Below are 19066 nucleotides of genomic sequence, written 5' to 3'. Positions count from 1 at the left end.
TCGATCAGCGCAGTGTCACTCCAACGTGAACCACCTTTGCCAGCGATAAGGGTTGAACAAGCTTTGACTCGGTTTTAGTGTGATCCGTGCGAGGCTGCGGTGACACACCGTGGCAGGGAGGGGACCCACCGAATTGGAGGTGGTTGTCGCAATGGCGGACACACGACGTCTTCCGGGGCCGAACGCCGATATCTGGGACTGGCAGATACAGGGCCTGTGCCGGGGGATGGACAGCGCGTACTTCTTCCACCCGGACGGGGAGCGCGGCCCGGCCAGGGCCAGGCGTGAGGCGAAGGCGAAGGAAGTGTGCCATCGCTGTCCGGTGCTGGAGCAGTGCCGTAGACACGCACTGACGGTGCAGGAGCCCTACGGAATCTGGGGCGGCCTGTCCGAGTCCGAACGCGAGGTCATCATCAAGAACCACCGCAAGGCGGACACACCGATACCCGTGTGATCGGACGGCGCCGGGCAGCGCGACCGCCGCGACCACCATCGGCCCGTTCGAGCACCGGGCCACCGGCGCGGCGACGGTCCCGCCCCGGTGGCACCACGAGACCGTGTCGTGGTGGGGAGTCCCTCCGACGTGTCGGAGTCAACGGGGGGAGCGCGTCGCAGGACTCCAACGACCGCGACACGAAACCGGGGCGGCACCCAGCTGGGTGCCGCCCCGGTTCTCGTGGGCTCCACGCGCGCAGCGCGGAAGCGTCAGTGGCTGTGGCCGCCGGAGGAGTCCTCCTCCTCTTCGGGCTTGTCGACCACGGCGCTCTCGGTGGTGAGCACCATCCGGGCGATGGAAGCCGCGTTGGACACCACGGAACGGGTGACCTTCAGCGGGTCCACGACGCCGGGGCCGGTCAGGTCGCCGAAGGTGAGGTCGGAGGCGTTGAAGCCCTCTCCCCACTTCATGTCGCGGACCTTGGAGACCACGACGGCGCCCTCCTCGCCCGCGTTGCTGGCGATCCAGAACAGCGGGGCCTCCAGCGCGCTGCGCACCAGCTGGACACCGGTGGCCTCGTCACCGGAGAGGCCGAGGTTGTTCTCCAGCACCTTGGAGGCGTGCACCAGGCTGGAACCACCGCCGGGGATGCTGCCCTCCTCGGCGGCGGCCTTGGCGGCGGCGACGGCGTCCTCGATGCGGGACTTGCGTTCCTTCATCTCGGTCTCGGTGGCGGCACCCACCTTGAGCACCGCGACGCCGCCGGCGAGCTTGGCCAGCCGCTCCTGCAGCTTCTCGCGGTCCCAGTCGGAGTCGCTGGCCTCGATCTCGTTGCGGATCTGCTTGACCCGCGCCTGGACGTCGTCCTTGTTGCCGCCACCGTCGACGATCGTGGTGTTGTCCTTGGTGACGGTCACCCGACGGACCGAGCCCAGCACCTCGGGGCCGACCTCGGAGAGCTTGAGCCCCACGTCGGGGGAGATGAGCTGGGCGCCGGTCACGGCGGCCAGGTCCTGCAGGAAGGCCTTCCTGCGGTCCCCGAAGTACGGCGCCTTGACGGCGACGACCTTGAAGGTCTTGCGCACGGCGTTGACCACCAGGGTGGACAGCGCCTCGCCCTCGACGTCCTCGGCCACGATCAGCAGCGGCTTGCCGTCGTTGGCCACGCGCTCCAGCAGCGGCAGCAGCTCCTGCATGTTGGAGATCTTGTCCTGGTGCAGCAGCACCTGGGCGTTCTCCAGCACGGCTTCCTGCCGCTCGGAGTCGGTGACGAAGTACGGCGAGACGTAGCCCTTGTCGAACTGGACACCCTCGGTGACCTCCAGCTCGGTGGCCAGGGTCGAGGACTCCTCGACGGTGATCACGCCGTCGTCGCCGACACGCTCCATGGCCTCGCCGACCAGCGCGCCGATGTTCTCGTCCCGGGAGGAGACGGTCGCGATCTGGGCGATGTTGTCCCGCCCCTTGACCGGGGTGGACTGCTCCTTGAGCGACTCGATCACCGCGTCGGCGGCCTGCTGGATGCCGTTGCCGAGCGCGGAGGGGTTGGCCCCGGCGGCGAGGTTGCGCAGTCCGCCGCTGACCAGCGCCTGGGCCAGCACGGTCGCGGTGGTGGTGCCGTCACCGGCGACGTCGTTGGTCTTGGTCGCGACGTTCTTGGCGAGCTGGGCACCCAGGTTCTCGTAGGGGTCGTCGAGCTCCACCTCACGAGCGATGGTGACACCGTCGTTCGTGATCTGCGGCCCGCCGAACTGCTTGTCCAGCACCACGTGGCGACCACGCGGCCCCAGGGTGACCTTCACGGAGTCGGCGAGCTGGTTCACACCACGCTCGAGCGCGCGGCGCGCCTCCTCCTCGAAGCTGATCTGCTTAGCCATTTCTCCACAGCCCTTCAGCGCGAATGCCGGGATGTCTGTTCACCGGACGGGCGCGCAGTCGTACACGAGCGCGCGGTCGGAGGGCCTCCGAACCGACTGCCTGCGTCCGGCGAAGGGGGTAGCAGGCGACCGCCCCGGGGTCCACGCTCTCGGGACCGCCGGGGCGGCAGTTGCCCGCGAGGACGGTCACGTCCCCGTTCCGCCGGCGGGAGTTCCCGCCGATGCGAACGAGCCGGTCGTTCAGTTGACGACGGCCAGCACGTCGCGGGCGGAGAGGACCAGGTACTCCTCGCCGTTGTACTTGACCTCGGTCCCGCCGTACTTGGAGTAGATGACGACGTCGCCTTCCTTGACGTCGAGCGGGATGCGGTTGCCCTTGTCGTCCACACGGCCCGGGCCGACAGCGAGGACCTTGCCCTCCTGCGGCTTCTCCTTGGCCGTGTCCGGGATCACGATGCCGGACGCCGTCGTCGTCTCGGCCTCACTTGCCTGGACAACAATCTTGTCCTCAAGCGGCTTGATGCTCGCCACGGTCTTGACCTCCACCTTCTGGGGCCTTCGAAGCGTTGGCTGGATGTCTGACGGCTCCGTGGCTCCCCGCCGTCGCGGGTGCCGGGGCGCTCCGGCGCCGTTCGTCTAGCACTCTACCGGTGCGAGTGCCAACGTTCAACACGGCCCCCTCCACCGCGGAGAAATTCGCCCCTCCGTGTTCGGCTCACCCGGATGCCGGTCGACAGCTCCCCGAACACTGTTCACGCTGTGATCACGCCATACACGAAAAATGCTCACTTTTGTGCGCGAGGATCCACGCGTGGAACGCACACGGCGAGAGGTGCCCATGAGCCGTCCCAGCGGAGAACACGCACGTCCCCTGAACCGCAGAACGCTCCTGGCCACGGGCGTGGGAGCCGCCGCGGCGCTCGGAGCCGGAACCGGCAGCGCCGCCACGTGGCACACCGGAACCCGCGACCGGGGCAACCCCTTCACCCTCGGAGTCGCCTCCGGCGACCCCACCCCCGACGGATTCGTCCTGTGGACCCGACTGGCCCACGACCCCCTCGCCGAGGACGGGCGCGGAGCGATGCCGGACCGCGTGATCGACGTGGAGTGGCAGGTGGCCGAGGACGAACGGTTCCGCAGAGTCGTACGCAGCGGAACCACCCCGGCCCACCCGGAGGGTGCGCACTCCGTCCACGTCGAGACCGCCGGACTGAAACCGGGCAGGGAGTACTACTACCGCTTCCGCGTCGGACGTCACACCACCGAGACCGCGCGGACCCGCACCGCACCGGACCCCGGCACCCTCCACAGCCCCCTCACCCTGTGCACGGCCTCCTGCGCGGCGTGGGAACACGGCTTCTTCACCGCCTACCGCCGCCTCGCCGAGGAGGAACCCGACCTGGTGCTGCACCTCGGCGACTACGTCTACGAACTCGGCCACCTGCAGTACCCCGTGCTGTCGGGAATCGCACGTCCGGTCGCGGGCGGGCAGGCCCGCACCCTGGCCGAGTACCGCCAACGGTACGCCCAGTACCGAACCGACCCCGACCTGCAACTGGCGCACCGCACGGCACCGTGGGTGGTGATCTGGGACGACCACGAGCTGGACAACAACTGGGCCGGCGACGACCCCGAACTGCCCCAGCCGGACTTCGGAGCACGGCGGGCCGCCTCGTTCCGGGCCTACTACGAGAACATGCCGCTGCGCTCCTCCAGCAGACCGCGCGGTGGTGACATGCGGCTCTACCGCCGGATCCGCTGGGGCGGGCTGGCCAACTTCCACATGCTCGACACCCGCCAGTACCGCGACGACCAGACCTGCGGCGGCCTGGTCGGTCCCTGCGGACTGGAGGACGATCCGGACAGGTCCATAACCGGGCGGGAACAGGAGGAGTGGCTGCTGAACAACCTGCGTGCCTCCACCGCCCGCTGGGACTTCCTCGGCCAGCAGGTCATGTTCACCCACCACGACACCCTCGGCGGGCCGCTGACCATGACCAGCATGGACACCTGGGACGGCTACACGGCCTCACGGCGGCGGATCACCGAGGGGTGGATCTCGGCGGGGGTGCGCAACCCGGTGGTGCTCACCGGGGACATCCACGAGCACTACGCGGCCGAGCTGAAGACCGACTACTCCGACCCGGACTCGCCACCGGTGGGCACCGAACTGGTCACCACCTCGGTCACCTCCGGAGGCGACGCGGACCCCGACGAGTTCACCGGGGACCCGGACAACCCGCACATCCGTTTCCACAGTGGAATGCGCGGCTACCTGCGCACCCGAGTCGAGGCCGAACGGGTGACCGCGGACTTCCGCGTGCTGCCCTACGTCTCCCGGGCCGGCGCCCCGGTGAGCACCAAGGCCTCCCTCACGATCGAGGACGGAGTCCCGGGATTCCGCGGCACCGACGGCTGACCGGTGGGCACGCACCTCCGCCCACGGGGGTGCGTGCACCGTGATCAACCGTGTGCTCTAGGTTGCCACCCATGACCACCCCGACGAGACCCACGAACCAACCGTGGAAACGTCACCCCCGGCCCTCCCGTCCGCCGGGGCCGCTCGGTCCTCCGCGACGTCCCGTCAACCGACGGGCCTGAAACGCCCGCGAGCACCGGAACCGGAGTGGCCCACGAACACACCCGCCGGGAACCGTCCGCCCCGGCGGGGCGGGCGAGGAACTCCACTGTGGCCCGCCCGTTGTCGAGAGTTCACCCGACAACCACCGAACACCGGTGGCGGGCGCCCCCATCAGGCGAGAGGCTGTTCGGCGGTTGGTTCCCGAACATCTGTCAGGAGGAACGGGATGTCCGAATCCACCGGTCCGCACGGGCCTCTCGGCCGCCGTTCGGTGCTGCTCGGAGGGGCGGCCGCCCTCGGAGGTGCCGCTCTGGCGGGCACCGCGAACGGCATCGCCCGCGCCGCGGCGACTCCGGGAGCCGGAGTCGGCAGGCTGAAGCATCCGTTCAGCCTGGGCGTGGCCTCGGGAGAGCCGCTGCCCACCGGAATCGTGCTGTGGACCAGGCTGGCCCCCGACCCGACCGCCCCGGACGGCGGCGGAGGAATGCCGGACAGGACCTACCCGGTGCTCTGGGAGATCTCCGAGGACGAGCGGTTCCGCCGGCCGGTTCGGCGCGGCCTGGCCTGGGCCGATCCGGAGTACGCGCACAGTGTGCACGTCGAAGTGGACGGACTGCGTCCCGGAGCCGAGTACTTCTACCGCTTCCGGGTCGGCAACGAGGTCTCCCCCACCGGACGCACCCGCACCGCACCGCCGCCGGGACACCTGGGGGACCTGACGCTGTGCTTCGCCTCCTGCGCCCACTACGGACAGGGCTACTTCACCGCCTACCGCAGGATGGCCGAGGACGAGCCGGGGCTGATCCTGCACCTCGGCGACTACCAGTACGAGTACCCCGCCGCGGACGGTGACGTGCGCACCGTGCTCGGCCCGGAGACGAGGACGCTGGCCCAGTACCGCCAGCGGCACGCCCAGTACAAAACCGACCCCGACCTGCAACTGGCGCACGCGACCGCGCCCTGGCTGGTGGTCTGGGACGACCACGAGACCGAGAACAACTGGGCCGACGAGGTCCCGGAGGAACCGCAGGAGGACTTCCTCGCGCGCCGGGCGGCCGCCTTCCGGGCCTACTACGAGAACATGCCGCTGCGCTCCTCCAGCAGACCGCGCGGCATCGACATGCGGCTCTACCGCCGGATCCGCTGGGGCGGGCTGGCCAACTTCCACATGCTCGACACCCGCCAGTACCGCGACGACCAGGCCTGCGGCGACGGGTTCAACGTGGAGTGCCCGGACCGCTTCGACCCCGAGCGCAGCATCACCGGGCGGCGGCAGGAGGAGTGGATCCTCGACGGCTTCCGCACCACCCGGGCCCGCTGGGACGTGCTCGGCCAGCAGGTGTTCTTCTCCAAACTGGACCTCACCGCCGGCCCCGGCGAGGGGTACAACATGGACGCCTGGGACGGCTACGTCGCCAACCGCGACCGCATCGCCCACGCCATGGCCGACAGCAACGTCCGCAACGGGGTGGTGTTCACCGGTGACGTGCACCGGCACTGGGCGGCCGAGATCCGCGACTCCCACGAGCACCCGGACTCCCCGCCGGCGGGCACCGAGTTCGTCACCACCTCGATCACCAGCGGCGGCGACGGCAGCGAGGACACCCAACGGGGCGTGCTCGAGGACAACCCGCACGTGAAGTTCTACAAGGACCGGCGTGGCTACGTGCGCACCCGGTTCAGCGCGGAGCAACTGCGGGTGGACTACCGCACCCTGGACTACGTGACCGAACGCGGAGCACCGGTCGGGACCGCGGCCAGCTTCGTCGTCGAGGACGGGGAACCCAGGCTGCACCGCAGGAGCTGAAGCCGTGTGGCCCGGTTCGGGGGAACCGGGCCACCACAGCGGCTCAGTAGGCCACGACGGTGCTCACCGGCATACCGGGGTCCGCCGAGATGCCGAGCGAGGAGGGCTCGACCCCGGTCGCCATCACGTGCGCCCCCACGGCGGCGATCATCGCGCCGTTGTCGGTGCACAACCGGGGGCGCGGCACCCGCAGGGTGATTCCGGCCTCCGCGCACCGCTGCCCGGCCAGCGCGGACAGGCGGGAGTTCGCGGCCACACCACCCGACAGCACCAGCGTGTCCAGACCGAGCTCGGTGGCCGCGCGCACCGCCTTGTCGGTGAGCACGTCGGCCACCGCCTCCTGGAACGAGGCGGCGATGTCGGCGATGGGCAGCTGACGTCCCGCGTCCCTGGCCTGCTCCACCCACCGCGCCACGGCGGTCTTCAGCCCGGAGAACGAGAAGTCGAACTTCGGGTCCCGCGGGCCGGTCAACCCACGGGGGAAAGCGATCGCCTCCGGGTCCCCCTCGCGGGCGGCCTTGTCGATCGGCGGGCCACCCGGGTAGGGCAGTTCCAGGATGCGCGCCACCTTGTCGTAGGCCTCACCGGCCGCGTCGTCGATCGTCGAGCCGATCTCGGTGACCTCCTCCGCGACACCGGAGACCGACAGCAGCTGGGTGTGCCCGCCGGAGACGAGCAGGGCCAGGCAGTGTCGCGGCAACGGCCCGTTCTCGAGCGTGTCCACGGCCACGTGACCGAGCAGGTGGTTCACCCCGTACAGCGGGACACCCAGGGCGGCGGCGTAGGCCTTCGCCGCCGACACGCCGACCATGAGCGCACCGGCGAGACCGGGGCCCGCCGTGACCGCGACGGCATCCACGTCGGCCAGTCCGATCCCGGCCTCGTCCAGGGCCCGACGCACCGTCGGCTCCATGGCCTCCAGATGCGCCCGGCTGGCGATCTCCGGAACCACTCCCCCGAACCGCGCGTGTTCGTCGACGCTGGAGGCGACCGCGTCGGCCAGCAGTCGCACCGAACCGTCCGGTTCGAGTCGCACCAGTCCCGCCCCGGTCTCGTCACACGAGGTTTCGATACCGAGCACGATCCGGCCGGGACCACCCTTCGCACTCATACCGCCTCACCTTCCTGCTCAGCCGTGCGGGGCGGACGTCGCATGGTGTAGGCGTCGGCCCCGGACGGCTGGTAGTAGCGCTTGCGCATCCCGACCACTTCGAAGTCGTGCCGCCGGTACAGCCCGATCGCGGGCTCGTTGTCCGTGCGCACCTCCAGGAACACCTGGGCACGTTCCTCGTCGGCACGAGCGAGCAACCTGCGCAGCAGCGCCCTGCCCACCCCCCGGCCCTGCGCCCGGGGGTCCACGGCGATCGTGTGCACCTCGGCCTCGGCTTTCGGGCCCCGTGCCACGAACGCCAGTCCGGCGTAGCCGATCAGCTGTTCCGCCCGGTCGTAAGCGCCGACGTAGAAGTCCCCACGGTCCAGTGCCGCCACGAACGCCCCTTCCGGCCAGGGGTCGTCGGTGGGGAACAGTTCGCGTTCCAGTTCCGCGCAGCGCGGGACGTCCCGCCTGCGGAGCTTGGCCACGAACGGAGCGGCGGCGCGTGTTTCCGTCTCCCCCGTTCCGGGGGATCCGGCGTGTCGGTGCTCCGTCACGTCCTCCCCCGCTCGGCCGTGACCGTCTTCGGGGGGCCGGGTGCTGCCGCGTCCGGTCTGCGCAGGTACATGGGCACCAGCGGGTACGGCTCGGTGCCGGAGCTCAGTTCCCGCCCGGCCGCACTCACCAGCCCCTCCGGGGAGGGGTGAGCGGGATCGACCGCTTTCAGCCCCAGGTCCGGAGCGTGCGCGGCGGCCAGTTCCCCCGCCGCGGCGGCGACCGGGCTTCCCTCCAGTTTCGTGACGAGATCCCGGGGGCTGTCCACGGCGGGCGGGGTCAGCCGCCGCCGCGTTCCGAGTTCCGTGGGGGAGTCGTAGGTCGCCCAGTAGACCTCTCTGCGTCGGGCGTCGGTCAGCACCAGCACCGGGGAGTCCTCGACCACCCGGTTCGCTATGGCGTCCAGACTGCTGACGGGATACACCCTGATCCCCGCCGCATGGCCGAGGGCGGCGGCGGTGACCATTCCCACCCGCAGTCCGGTGAACGGCCCGGGGCCGGCTCCGACGACGACGGCGTCGACCTCCCCCAGCTGGTGCCCGCTCTCCGCGAGCACGTCGAGCAGTTGGGGGGTGAGCAGTTCACCGTGGGCACGCGGATTGACCGTTGCCCGCTCGGCCAGGGACTGCGGCCGGGAGTTCGCGAACTCGACCAGTCCCGCGGTGACCGCGGGGGTCGAGGTGTCCAGCGCGATGACGAGCACGGTTGTCCAGAATACTCCCACCCCAGGTCACCAGGGGAACACGGGGGGAATTCACCGGCTCACGCCGCCGCGCGCCGAAAGCGCCGCGGCGGGGCGGGAGGGTACCCGCCCCGCCTGCTGCTCAGGGTGCGGTGGGCCGCAGCACCACCGAATAGGTGTGCGTGCGGTCGGGCCGCACCCGATAGCGGTCCCGCACCGGCCGGGTCACGTGGTGTCGGTTTCGAGTCCCTGTCCCCACGCCCGTCTCCACCGTCACCTCGCACTCGGCCGAACGAAGCGTGCCCGGGATCAGTCGCGGCGGGCCCCCTGAGGCCAGATCACGGTGGTATGTAGCTCGCGCTCTTCGGCCGCCTTCACGATGTCGGCGGTGCCACCGAAGCCTCGTGCCGGTTTGCCATCCCAAACCGCCAAGAGCCGATCAGCTCGGGAGAGCATCTCAAGGCTGGCCTCCATGTGTGCCTGGGAGGTGGACTCCACGTGGCTGAGGCGCACGACCTCCGAAGCACGTGCCAAGAGAGCATCGTACACCGAGTGATGATCTTCGGGGAGCCCTTCCCTGTACTGGGCTGCCGGCACGATGACCACCAGTTCTCCACCGTGATCGAGCACGGCCCGCGCGAAGAGACTGTCCGCGCCGTCCGCGAGGCAACTGATCCCGACGATCTCGGAGAGGTTTGCGATCTCCTGGCGGATCGCGGTGTCCACGAGTTGTTCCGTCTCGTTGGGGAGTCCTCGATGTCCCGTGATGGCTAGCTTTGTCACCACTGGTCCTCGTCGTAGAGTGTGGTCAACATCTGATCGAGGTCTTCGACCTCACGACTGTGGTCCGGCAGCTTGGAACGCAGTGTTCGGACGTGTGAGACGATCCGCTCCGAATCATACTGCTTACCAACCCAGAGGGCCTGCGCACCGAGCTCAGCGGCTTCGTCGTGATGGCCCTTTTCCGCCAGCAGCAGCGCATACTCGATCTTCACGAGCGCCTGCGGCTTGGGTGCCGTCATCGACGGAACAGTGGTGGAGTAGACGTTCCTGGCTGCCGACAGATCCCCGTACTTCGCCAGCGCACTGCACTGATAACGAGCCACTTTCGCCGAGGTGAAGGCGAACATCCACGGCCACTGCGCCTGCCCGGGACGCCGATCGGCAAGGCGTTCCGCAGCGGTGAGCGCTTCACTCATCGCTGCCCGATCGCGGAGGGCACCAAAGGCAACCGCGCGCAGGGACGCAAGCCATGCTCGGGCGGCCACCGGGCTACTTTTGTCGAGTTGACGGGCTGCCTTGTCGAGTAGCCGCACACCCTGGTGAGGATCGCCGATCTCCACGGCGAAGTGTCCGAGGCTGCCCATCATGTAGGAGACGAGCAGGGGATTCCGGGCGGATTCCGCGAAGCGGACACTCTCCTGGTACCGCGCACGTGCGAGGGCGGTATCGCCCCGGTCGGCCGCGATCCAGGCAGAGAAACCGGCAACCTCGCTCAGGGCGGCGAAGCCCCGTGGGGCGTGAAGTTTGGCCCGGACGACTCGCTTCAACAACCGCAGGTGCCCTTCCGCAGCTGGTGCGAGGTGCTGCGAAGAGACCGACGCCTCCATACGACGATAGGACTCGGTCGGCGAAGTGATCGAGGCGAGAAGCTCGTCATCGGGTTCTTCCGTCGCGGCCGCACGGTGTTTGCGTGCCAGCGCGATACCGACCCCCACGCCCAGGGTCGTTCCGAGATAGGTTCTTCGGTCCACACTGTTGGTGGTACACCCGTCACCACGTCGTCTGAACCCGAGTTCGAGGTCCGAGTCGACGTCCAGGACGTGTCGTAGCGCCTGTCGGTAGTGAGCAGCCGGCCAACGAATGTCTCCGCGTTCCCACTTGCCAATATGGTTGGCGTCGATCTCCGTGACTTTCCCCGTCAGGCGATAGACCTGGGTATTCACAGCCTCGGCCAGCTCCTGACGTGTCATCGGCTGCCCTGGCGACGAGGGTGACCCTAGACGTTGACGTGCAGCGCGCAGGGCGTCGTTGGGCTCCGGCACACCCACTCCTCTGATCAATCCACGTCTGACAGTAACGGACTGAACACTGTAGAGAAACCGAACTCTCCCTGGACTTTCCCCCTTCGCTCCCTCCCGCACCGGGTCATGACGACGGAGACTCGTTGTGTCACTGCCGAGAGGAGGGGAGGCCGGGCAGCCATGCAAACAACCGCATTGGTCATACTACTCACCGTAACTGTGAGCGTGCCAGCGATCTGCGCGGTCATGAAACTTCCGTTCGTACGTGAACAACGGGCTCGTCGCCGAGTGCGGCGCACTACGAGAGCCATCTGGGCGCGGCACCCTGAAGCACAACCGAGCTTCACGTACGAACCCTCTCCCACGCGCCGCGTTCCCCACCGGTATGGGCGGGCCACGATCCCGCCGCACGGTTCGGAAGTAGGCGTGGTCGTCAAGAACCGAAGTTCAGGGGCAGGCCAATGAGCGACATCACCCTGGCGCGTCTGTGTGAAGGCCCCGATCGGCGGGGCGAGCGCAGAGTGCACTTTTTTGACGCACATCAACACGACCAGGGCGGCACACGAAAAGCGTTCTGCGGCTTCACCGCACATCAGACGGTACTGGAACTGGTGCCCGACGTGGCCGGCTTGGGCTGCGAACTGTGTATCGCCGAAGCATCAGTCGGAACGCAGGGGAGGATCTCGGGACGGGGGCTGCCCGAGGACGACCCGGACAGCACGGTGACGTACGCGGTGGCGCTGAGAGGCGAGTTCGTCTGTCATCGGGTTCCGGCACGCCCCGTGACGGACGTCTACGAGGGCCGTGAGGTGGTTGTCACCGAGTGCGGCCGCATCGCCTTCCTGATGTTCGGTACGCCACCTGAACGCTACGAGTCCTGTCTCGATTGTCGGTGGCCTCCCGAGGCACCCGAATGATCGACTGCGTGCTGCCTCAGTCCGGGTTGGACGCGCAGGGCGATGCTTTCCACGCTGAGTCCGACCGGCGTCGTCGATCCGAGGAATTCACCGGCTCACGCCGCCGCGCGCCGAAAGCGCCGCGGCGGGGCGGGAGGGTACCCGCCCCGCCTGCTGCTCAGGGTGCGGTGGGCCGCAGCACCACCGAATAGGTGTGCGTGCGGTCGGGCCGCACCCGATAGCGGTCCCGCACCGGGTTCGGGGTGTCACCGAGGCCGGTGACGTCGGCGGAGACGTGCAGGGTCACGAAGGGGTCCTTCCGCAGCTGGTGGGCGAAGTCCGTACGGTGCGCGGTGGAGTACCGGTCGGCGGAGACCGCCAGCGAGTCCCCGGCCACCGAGATCCCGGCCCGCTCACCGGACAGGTGCACCCACTCGGTGTCCACCTTCACCCCGTTGTCCTGCGGCGGCAGGAAGTCGAACCACTGCTCGTCCACGCTGCCCGACCAGCGCCCCACGTGCTGGGCGCTCCTGCGGTCGGGATAGGACTCGCCGGGACCGCGTCCGTACCAGCTCAGCTGCCCGAACGACTCGGGCACGCGCAGCGACATCCCCACCCGGGGCAGCCACGGCAGCGAACGCATCCGCTCCCCGTAGGCCCGCACCCGGTGTTCGAGTTCGACCCGGCCCCCGGGGTCGATCCGGTAGGTCCAGCGGCTGTCGAACCCGTTTCCGGAGACGTCGGGGGCCGAGGAGCGGGTGTGCACGACCACTCGGGCCCGTCCCGCTTCGTCCCGGTCCACCCGCACCGAGCGGACCTCGCTCTCCAGCCGGTCCAGTCCGACCGCACGGAACTTCGCCTCGGCGTTCACCCCGCTCCAGTTGCTCCACTCGTTGCCGATCGGGGCGCGGAACACGTCCAGTTCCGGGCCGGAGACCAACCGCCGGGCCCCGTCGGGGGACAGCGAGCTCAGCGTCCCCTCGGCGCGGTCGAAGGTGTAGTCGAAGTCCGCGCCGCGAACGTGGATCTCCCGCCGCGTGCTCTCCACCGACAGTTCCCCGTCCGTCTCGGCCCGCGCGGCCGTGCCCGGCGCCGCCGGTGGCCCGCTGCCGCCGGCGGCGAGCTGTTCGGAGGCCACGAGGTGACCGGCCGGGATCCCCCGGGCCGCCTCGCGCAGCTCGGCCCGCAGCACCAGGAAGCGCTCCGTCCGCTCGGCCGGGGGCAGGTCGAGCTCGACCCGGCGGCTCTGCCCCGGCGGCACCGTCACGTCGATCGGGCCCTCGGCCACTGTCCGACCGTTCTCGCGCAGCTGCCAGGTCAGGTCGTAGACCGAGGTGCTCAACGTGTGGTTGAGGTTGCGCACCACGAACCGGCCGTCGGCGGCGTCGGAGGCCCCCTCGACGGTGTCGAACCGCACCGGCGCGTGACTGTGGGCGAGCTGCTTCAGCTCCGGCTGGGGTTCGCGGTCGGCGTTCACCAGCCCGTTGGCCACGAAGGGCGAGGCTCCGTAGGTGCGGTAGTCCCCCCGCTCGCGGTACCGGTCGAAGTTCAGCGCCAGCACCGCCCGTTCGGCCGGGTCCTTGCCCGCCACGAGCTGCCCGGCGGGCAGTGCCCGGTCGTGGATCCGGGCGTTGTCGACCACGGCGTGGGCCGTGCGCCCGGCGAAGTTGTCCCGGTGTTTCTCCTGGTTGCGGCCTATGGTGACCGTGTACATGGTGTTCTGGGCGATCGTTCCGTCGTAGGGTTCGGAGGCCACCTGTTCACCGTCCAGGAACAGCCGCACCTCACTGCCGTCGTAGGTGCCGGTGAGTCGGTGCCAGTTGCCCCACCAGTCCTCGGGGATCCGCGCCCGCGCGGTGTGCCACTCCCCTTCGCCGTAGACGAAGAACTCGACGTGGTCCCGGTCGGGCATCTGCAGCGCCCACTGTTTGTCGCCCTTGGCGAGGAAGGTGTTCGACCCCTTCCAGGACAGCGGTTTCACCCGGATGTCCAGGGTCACTTCCCTGCCGGTGACGTCCAGTTCCGGGGCCCGGTAGGCCTGGGCCCAGTCGTCCAGACCGGACAGCTCCAGACCCCGGCCGCTCACTCCGTCCACAAGTGACGGGTTGCCGTTGACGTGGACGGGGATGTCGTTGCCCGAGGAGTCGGGCAGCACGCGCAGCGGGCGCGACAGTCCCTGGTCGACCCAGTCCCACACGAACCCGCCCCGCAGCGAGGAGTGGTTCCGGATGGTGCGCCACATGTCCTCGTAGTGGCCGAGGCTGTTGCCCATCGCGTGCAGCCACTCCCCCATCACCACGGGTTTGGTCGTGGTGCGGGCGATCTCCTCCAACGCCCCGGGTGAGGGGTAGCGGGGTCCGGCCACGTCGGCGTAGGGGGCGTCGCCTCCGTGGTTGTTCGCCTGGTGGTAGAGCAGCCTGGTGGGGTCGGTGTTCCGGGCGTAGTCGGCCATGTCGTGGTGGGCCTCGCCGAGACCGGCCTCGTTGCCGGTGTCCCAGATGATCACGCTGGGGTGGTTCTTGTCGCGCTGCACCATCGCGGCGAACCGGTCGGCGAACGCCGCCTGCCACTCGGGCCGATCGGCCAGGCAGTCACGTTCCGGCTCGGCCGAGCAGTCCTCCCGGTAGTGGGTCTCGATGTCGACCTCGTCGGCCAGCAGCAGGCCCCGGCGGTCGGCCAGCCGGTACCAGTAGGGGTCGTTGGGGTAGTGCGAGGTGCGCACGGCGTTGATGTTGTTGCGCCGCATCAGCTCGGCGTCCTGCCGCTGGCGCCTCCTGTCGAGGGTGCGCCCGGTCTCGGGGTCGTGTTCGTGCCGGTTGACCCCCCGCAGGTGCACGGGTTCGCCGTTGAGCAGGATCCGCTCGTTCTCGGTGGTGACCTCCCGGAATCCCACCGGCTGCTGGGTGGTTTGCAGCACGGTCCCGTCGGGACCGAGCAGTTCCAGCACCACCGTGTGGAGGGCGGGGGTCTCGTCGCTCCACAGCCGGGGCGAGTCCACCTTCCGGGAGAGTTCGAGCCGCGCCGAGTTCCCGTGGACCTCGGTGTCGCCGGTGAGCTCGGCGATCCGGGAGCCGTCGGGGTCGTACAGCTTCGCCCGGACCCGGTGGGGACCGCTGGTGCCGCCAGCGACGCGGCTCAGCTCGACCCCGAGGCCGAGGGTGGCGTCGGTGTGGGAGTCGTCCAGGTCGGTGCGCACGGTCACGTCGGACATGTGGGTGCGCGGCAGGCTGTACATCCGGACGCTGCGGAAGATCCCGGACAGGTGCCAGAAGTCCATGTTCTCCAGGTAGCTGCCCGAACCCCAGCGGTGCACGCGCACGGCGACGGTGTTCCGCCGCCCGGGGCGCAGGTGCTCGGTCACGTCGTACTCGGCCGGGGTGTAGCCGCCCTGGTCGTAGCCGACGTACTCGCCGTTGACCCAGACGAAGGTGCCGCTGGTGGAGCCCTCGAAGCGCAGCAGTTGTCGTCTGCCGTCCCAGTCGTCCGGCACGCGGAACTCGCGGACGTAGGCCCCGGTGGGGTTGACGTCGTCGGGGACGTTCGGCGGATCGTAGGGGGCGATCTCCGAGGGGACGTTGCGGTAGATCGGGTGCCCGTACCCCTGCTGTTGCCAGACTCCGGGTACGGAGATCCGGCCCCAGTCCCGGGTGGAACGGCCCGTCTGCCACCTACCGTCGAGGTCCCGGTGGTGTTCGACGTGGCGGAACCGCCACTGCCCGTCCAACGACCTGGTCCACCGCGTGGGGCGGTCCCGCTCGGCCGCGGTGTCCTGGCGGGCCGCGCGCAGCGCCTGCTCCGCGTTGTCGTAGGGACGCAGGTAGACGTGGTGGGGCTGCTGGTTCTCGCCCACCATGCCGGGGTTCTCCAGGTAGGACTCGGTCGTGACCGGGTCGGTGGGCCCGTCCGGCGGGCGTTGCGCCTGGGCCGTGGCGGGCAACAGCGGGAGCACCACGGCCAGTACCGCCGCCGTGGCCGAACGGCCGGAGGGACGTAATCGACGTGCCCTTCCCATGGGACCTCCTGAACCAACACCGTGCGATCTTGTTTTTTCTTGTTTGGCACTGTGTTTTCGGCAGGATCCTGGAGGGTGACACACGGGCGATCAAGAACTACCAGCCGGTAACCTCCGAACGTCGGAGTTCCCCGGGGAAAACGGGCGAACCGGACGGCCCCGGAACACCGGGGCGGCCCGCTGCACGTGGAACCGGCGCGTCACGGGAGGCGAAAGCACAACGCCTCCGGAGCGCACTCCGGAGGCGTTGCCGCTGTGCCCGGCCCACGCCCGGCACGGGGCCCGCACAGGGTCATCGCGGGTCGCGTGTGCCCGGCCGCCGGGAGACACCCGACGGCCGGGCCGACCACGAGGGACAGAGCGCGGGCACCGGTGACACAGTGATTCCGCGAGAAACTACAGTTCCCACCGGTGCCCGCGACCGAGTGAGCCGTGGGCTCAGCTGTCCAGCAGCGCACGCAGCTGTTCGGGGAGCTCCTCCCCGAGCGGCAGCGGCCTGCGCGCGAGCAGTGCCTCGGCGGCCCCGTCGTCGAGTCCGCCGTCGGAGGTGAGCACTGCCCGCGCCTGTTCCGGCGGCATGCTGTTGAACCACCGTGCGGCCAGCTCGCGCACCCCGCTCTCGGCGGCACGCCCGTACAACCGCAAACGGGCCATACCGCCGTCGGGGAACACGTCCAACCGCACATGGGTGACTTCCCTGCGCGCCGGAAGTCGGAAACGGTGCCGGGTGTCCGGCAGCAGCCGGGTGCGCGGCAGCAGCTCGGTCCACGCGGCGGGATCCTCCGGATCCTCCTTGCGGGCGTCGCACCCGGACAGGGCCGCCCAACCGGGGGCGTTGCCCTTGAAGTGGCTGGTGTCCAGTTCGGCGCGGTCGACCACGCCCGCCGCGGCGAGCCGCACCGAGACCCAGTCGTTGCCGTCGTCCCTGCGCCGGGCCGTCTCCCAGCCCTCACCCATCACGCGGGCCAGCCCGGGCGCCAGCAGGTTCGACGGGGAGGAGAAGAACATGTTGCTGCACCCGGTCACCGAGCCGCCGTTCTCCAGGGCGGCCAGGTCGAACCGGTCCGAGGTCCATCTCGGATCGGCCACCGGCTCACCGTGCACCCGCAGCCGGGCCACACCCCCGTCTGGGTGCATGCACAGCCGCACGTGGGTGTAGCGGTGCGGTGGGTCCACGTCGAAGACGTTCCTGGAGTGGCCCTCCACCGGGGTGGGCGGCAGGATCTCCTCCCAGCCCTGCTCGTCCAGTTCGGCCGGGTCGGGATAGCCCTCCAGGGCACGCGCCTGCACCGACACCTTCGGGGGGTAGTTGCCCTTGAAGAACGAGGTGTCCACCACGAGCCTGCGGATCAGCCCGGGCAGCCCGAGCGCGATCACCGCGTGGTCGAAGCCCGCCTCGCGCCGCCTGCGGGTCTCCCAGCCGTCGTAGATCTGTCCCTTGTGGCCGAAGCTGTAGGGTTGGTAGGTGGGTTCCTCGGGCTTGACGAGGTTCTCCCGCTCGGCGAAGAGCTCGTCGTTGGCGTAGCCCACCGAGCCTCCGAACACGCGGGAGGCCAGGTCGGGCAGGGACGAGCGGTAGGCGTCGTTGTCGGCGGTCGCGGACCGCTGGTGCTGACTCATGCTTCTCCTCGTCTGAGCAACGTGCCCACAGGGGCGGTCTCGGCGTCGGGTCCCGCGATCCGAGTGCCGCGCAACCAGGTGGAACGCACCACCCCGGCCAGTGGGCGGCCGTGGTAGGCGGTGACCGGATTGCGGTGCCGCAGTTTCTCGGCCTCGACCACGAAGGCCTCGTCCGGCGCGAACACGCACAGGTCCGCGTCGGCTCCGACGGCGATGGCCCCCTTGGAACGCAACCCGGCGACCCGGGCCGGCCCGCTCGACATCCACGAGACGACGTCGGACAGCGTGAATCCGCGTGGCCGCGCCTGGGTCCAGACAGCGGAGAGTCCGAGCTGGAGACTGGACACCCCGCCCCAGGCGACCCCGAAGTCCCCGATGTCCAGCCGTTTCAGCTCGGGCGTGCACGGCGAGTGGTCGCTGACCACACAGTCGATCGTGCCGTCGGCCAGTCCCTTCCACAGCAGTTCGCGGTTGGTGGCCTCGCGAACCGGCGGGCAGCACTTGAACTGGGTGGCCCCGTCCGGGATCTCCTCGGAGACGAAGGACAGGTAGTGCGGGCAGGTCTCCACGGTCACCCGGACCCCGTCGGCCCGCGCGGAGGCGATCATGGGCAGCGCGTCGGAGGAGGACAGGTGCAGGATGTGCACCCGGGCGCCGGTGCGCCTGGCCAGTTCCAGCACCTGGGCGATCGCCATGTTCTCCGCCCCGCGCGGTCGCGAGGCCAGAAAGTCCCGGTAGTTCTCCCCGTGGGCGCTCGGCGCGTGTTCGATCGCCGCGGAGTCCTCGGCGTGCACGATCATCATCGCGTCCAGCGCGGCCACCGTGCGCAGGGCCTGTTCCAGCTCGGTGGGGTCCAGCGGGGGGAACTCGTCCACCCCCGAGTGCAGCAGGAAGCACTTGAAGCCGTAGACCCCGCTCTCGTGCAGGCCGCGCAGCCTGTCGTGGTTGCCGTGCACCGCACCGCCCCAGAAGCCCACGTCGACGTGCACGTTGCCCTCGGCGACCTTGCGCTTGACCTCCAGCGACTCGGAGTCGATGGTGGGAGGCAGGCAGTTCAGCGGCATGTCCACGATCGTGGTGATGCCGCCCTCGGCCGCCGCGCGGGTGGCGGTGGGAAAGCCCTCCCACTCGGAACGGCCGGGATCGTTGACGTGCACGTGGCTGTCGACCATGCCCGGCAGCAGCACCTCGTCCTCGGCGAGTTCGACCGTGCGGGCCCCGTTCATGGGTGTCTCCAGGGACTCCACCGCGGCTATGCGGCCGTCGCGGACACCCACGCTGCCGGAGGACTCCCCGTTCGGGCCGATCATCCTCCGCGCGCGGAACACGAGATCGTATTCCGGGCCGGGGGAACTGGCGGATTCGACCACCGCTGCAACCTCCCAACTAGATTTCAACAAAATGTTGAACCTCGGTGTGGCGTCCGGTCAACCCCCATCCGCCCCGGCGAGCCGCCGAGGACAGGACGCCACGAACGTCCCGA

At 69.7% G+C, this 19066-nt stretch carries 14 protein-coding genes; 4 read left to right on the top strand and 10 right to left on the bottom strand.

From position 1 onward, the window contains the following. Positions 1 to 151: 151 nt before the first annotated feature. Positions 152 to 454, top strand: coding sequence for a WhiB family transcriptional regulator (locus CEP50_RS04915; RefSeq protein ID WP_019852905.1), 303 nt, complete (start codon positions 152 to 154; stop codon positions 452 to 454). Positions 455 to 705: 251 nt separating this feature from the next. Here the strand turns inward: CEP50_RS04915 and groL are convergent, their stop codons facing one another. Together groL and groES are read right to left on the bottom strand one after the other, a co-directional pair. Beyond that, positions 706 to 2313 carry a chaperonin GroEL gene (gene groL, locus CEP50_RS04910; protein WP_106112715.1) on the bottom strand — a complete coding sequence of 536 codons (1608 nt, stop codon included), beginning with the start codon at positions 2311 to 2313 and terminating at the stop codon, positions 706 to 708. 240 nt (positions 2314 to 2553) lie between these two features. Further along, on the bottom strand, positions 2554 to 2844 hold the full coding sequence (groES, locus tag CEP50_RS04905) for a co-chaperone GroES (protein WP_374957085.1): 291 nt from the start codon (positions 2842 to 2844) through the stop codon (positions 2554 to 2556). A 307-nt stretch (positions 2845 to 3151) separates the two neighbouring features. Between groES and CEP50_RS04900 the strand changes: the two genes are divergently transcribed. Further along, positions 3152 to 4732 carry an alkaline phosphatase D family protein gene (locus CEP50_RS04900; RefSeq protein WP_106112746.1) on the top strand — a complete coding sequence of 527 codons (1581 nt, stop codon included), beginning with the start codon at positions 3152 to 3154 and terminating at the stop codon, positions 4730 to 4732. Between the two features lie 388 nt (positions 4733 to 5120). After that, on the top strand, positions 5121 to 6701 hold the full coding sequence (locus CEP50_RS04895; protein ID WP_106112714.1) for an alkaline phosphatase D family protein: 1581 nt from the start codon (positions 5121 to 5123) through the stop codon (positions 6699 to 6701). Between the two features lie 43 nt (positions 6702 to 6744). Here CEP50_RS04895 and tsaD read toward each other — a convergent pair whose 3' ends face one another. The 5 genes from tsaD to CEP50_RS04870 form a co-directional block, all read right to left on the bottom strand. Next, the gene (tsaD, locus tag CEP50_RS04890) at positions 6745 to 7812 is read right to left on the bottom strand and encodes a tRNA (adenosine(37)-N6)-threonylcarbamoyltransferase complex transferase subunit TsaD (protein WP_106112713.1); all 1068 of its coding nucleotides are present in this window, start codon (positions 7810 to 7812) and stop codon (positions 6745 to 6747) included. Beyond that, positions 7809 to 8282 carry a ribosomal protein S18-alanine N-acetyltransferase gene (gene rimI, locus CEP50_RS04885; RefSeq protein WP_106112745.1) on the bottom strand — a complete coding sequence of 158 codons (474 nt, stop codon included), beginning with the start codon at positions 8280 to 8282 and terminating at the stop codon, positions 7809 to 7811. Before rimI ends, tsaD begins: the two co-directional genes overlap by 4 nt. A gap of 65 nt (positions 8283 to 8347) precedes the next feature. After that, positions 8348 to 9052: a tRNA (adenosine(37)-N6)-threonylcarbamoyltransferase complex dimerization subunit type 1 TsaB gene (gene tsaB / locus CEP50_RS04880; protein ID WP_106112712.1), complete on the bottom strand. Its 705-nt coding sequence runs from the start codon at positions 9050 to 9052 to the stop codon at positions 8348 to 8350. A 288-nt stretch (positions 9053 to 9340) separates the two neighbouring features. Then, on the bottom strand, positions 9341 to 9814 hold the full coding sequence (locus CEP50_RS04875) for a hypothetical protein (RefSeq protein ID WP_106112744.1): 474 nt from the start codon (positions 9812 to 9814) through the stop codon (positions 9341 to 9343). Next, complete coding sequence (locus CEP50_RS04870) at positions 9811 to 11076, bottom strand: helix-turn-helix domain-containing protein (RefSeq protein WP_146134742.1); 1266 nt, start codon at positions 11074 to 11076, stop codon at positions 9811 to 9813. Before CEP50_RS04870 ends, CEP50_RS04875 begins: the two co-directional genes overlap by 4 nt. A 440-nt stretch (positions 11077 to 11516) precedes the next feature. Here CEP50_RS04870 and CEP50_RS04865 point away from each other — a divergent pair, with 440 nt between their 5' ends. After that, positions 11517 to 11972, top strand: a complete 456-nt coding sequence (locus tag CEP50_RS04865) for a hypothetical protein (RefSeq protein WP_106112710.1) — start codon at positions 11517 to 11519, stop codon at positions 11970 to 11972. A gap of 157 nt (positions 11973 to 12129) precedes the next feature. Here CEP50_RS04865 and CEP50_RS04860 read toward each other — a convergent pair whose 3' ends face one another. The 3 genes from CEP50_RS04860 to allB all read right to left on the bottom strand — a co-directional run bounded on the left by CEP50_RS04860 (position 12130) and on the right by allB (position 18953). Next, the gene (locus CEP50_RS04860; RefSeq protein ID WP_106112709.1) at positions 12130 to 15963 is read right to left on the bottom strand and encodes a glycoside hydrolase family 2 TIM barrel-domain containing protein; all 3834 of its coding nucleotides are present in this window, start codon (positions 15961 to 15963) and stop codon (positions 12130 to 12132) included. 438 nt (positions 15964 to 16401) lie between these two features. After that, entirely contained in the window at positions 16402 to 17583 is a 1182-nt protein-coding gene (gene alc, locus CEP50_RS04855; RefSeq protein ID WP_106112708.1) for an allantoicase, read from the bottom strand. Continuing rightward, complete coding sequence (gene allB / locus CEP50_RS04850; protein WP_106112707.1) at positions 17580 to 18953, bottom strand: allantoinase AllB; 1374 nt, start codon at positions 18951 to 18953, stop codon at positions 17580 to 17582. The genes alc and allB overlap by 4 nt, the downstream gene beginning before the upstream one ends. Positions 18954 to 19066: the final 113 nt, after the last annotated feature.

The sequence above is a fragment of the Actinopolyspora mortivallis genome (genome assembly GCF_003001495.1).
Lineage (GTDB): Bacteria > Actinomycetota > Actinomycetes > Mycobacteriales > Pseudonocardiaceae > Actinopolyspora > Actinopolyspora mortivallis_A.
Note: the sequence above shows the minus strand (reverse complement) of the source record. Positions and strands in the feature narration are given on the sequence as shown.

Excerpts from the sequence above, each read along its gene's own strand:
- CEP50_RS04895 (WP_106112714.1), top strand. The coding sequence starts at position 5,121 with ATGTCCGAATCCACCGGTCCGCACGGGCCTCTCGGCCGCCGTTCGGTG.
- tsaD (WP_106112713.1), bottom strand. The coding sequence starts at position 7,812 with ATGAGTGCGAAGGGTGGTCCCGGCCGGATCGTGCTCGGTATCGAAACC.
- CEP50_RS04900 (WP_106112746.1), top strand. The coding sequence starts at position 3,152 with ATGAGCCGTCCCAGCGGAGAACACGCACGTCCCCTGAACCGCAGAACG.
- groL (WP_106112715.1), bottom strand. The coding sequence starts at position 2,313 with ATGGCTAAGCAGATCAGCTTCGAGGAGGAGGCGCGCCGCGCGCTCGAG.
- alc (WP_106112708.1), bottom strand. The coding sequence starts at position 17,583 with ATGAGTCAGCACCAGCGGTCCGCGACCGCCGACAACGACGCCTACCGC.
- CEP50_RS04860 (WP_106112709.1), bottom strand. The coding sequence starts at position 15,963 with ATGGGAAGGGCACGTCGATTACGTCCCTCCGGCCGTTCGGCCACGGCG.
- CEP50_RS04915 (WP_019852905.1), top strand. The coding sequence starts at position 152 with ATGGCGGACACACGACGTCTTCCGGGGCCGAACGCCGATATCTGGGAC.
- CEP50_RS04865 (WP_106112710.1), top strand. The coding sequence starts at position 11,517 with ATGAGCGACATCACCCTGGCGCGTCTGTGTGAAGGCCCCGATCGGCGG.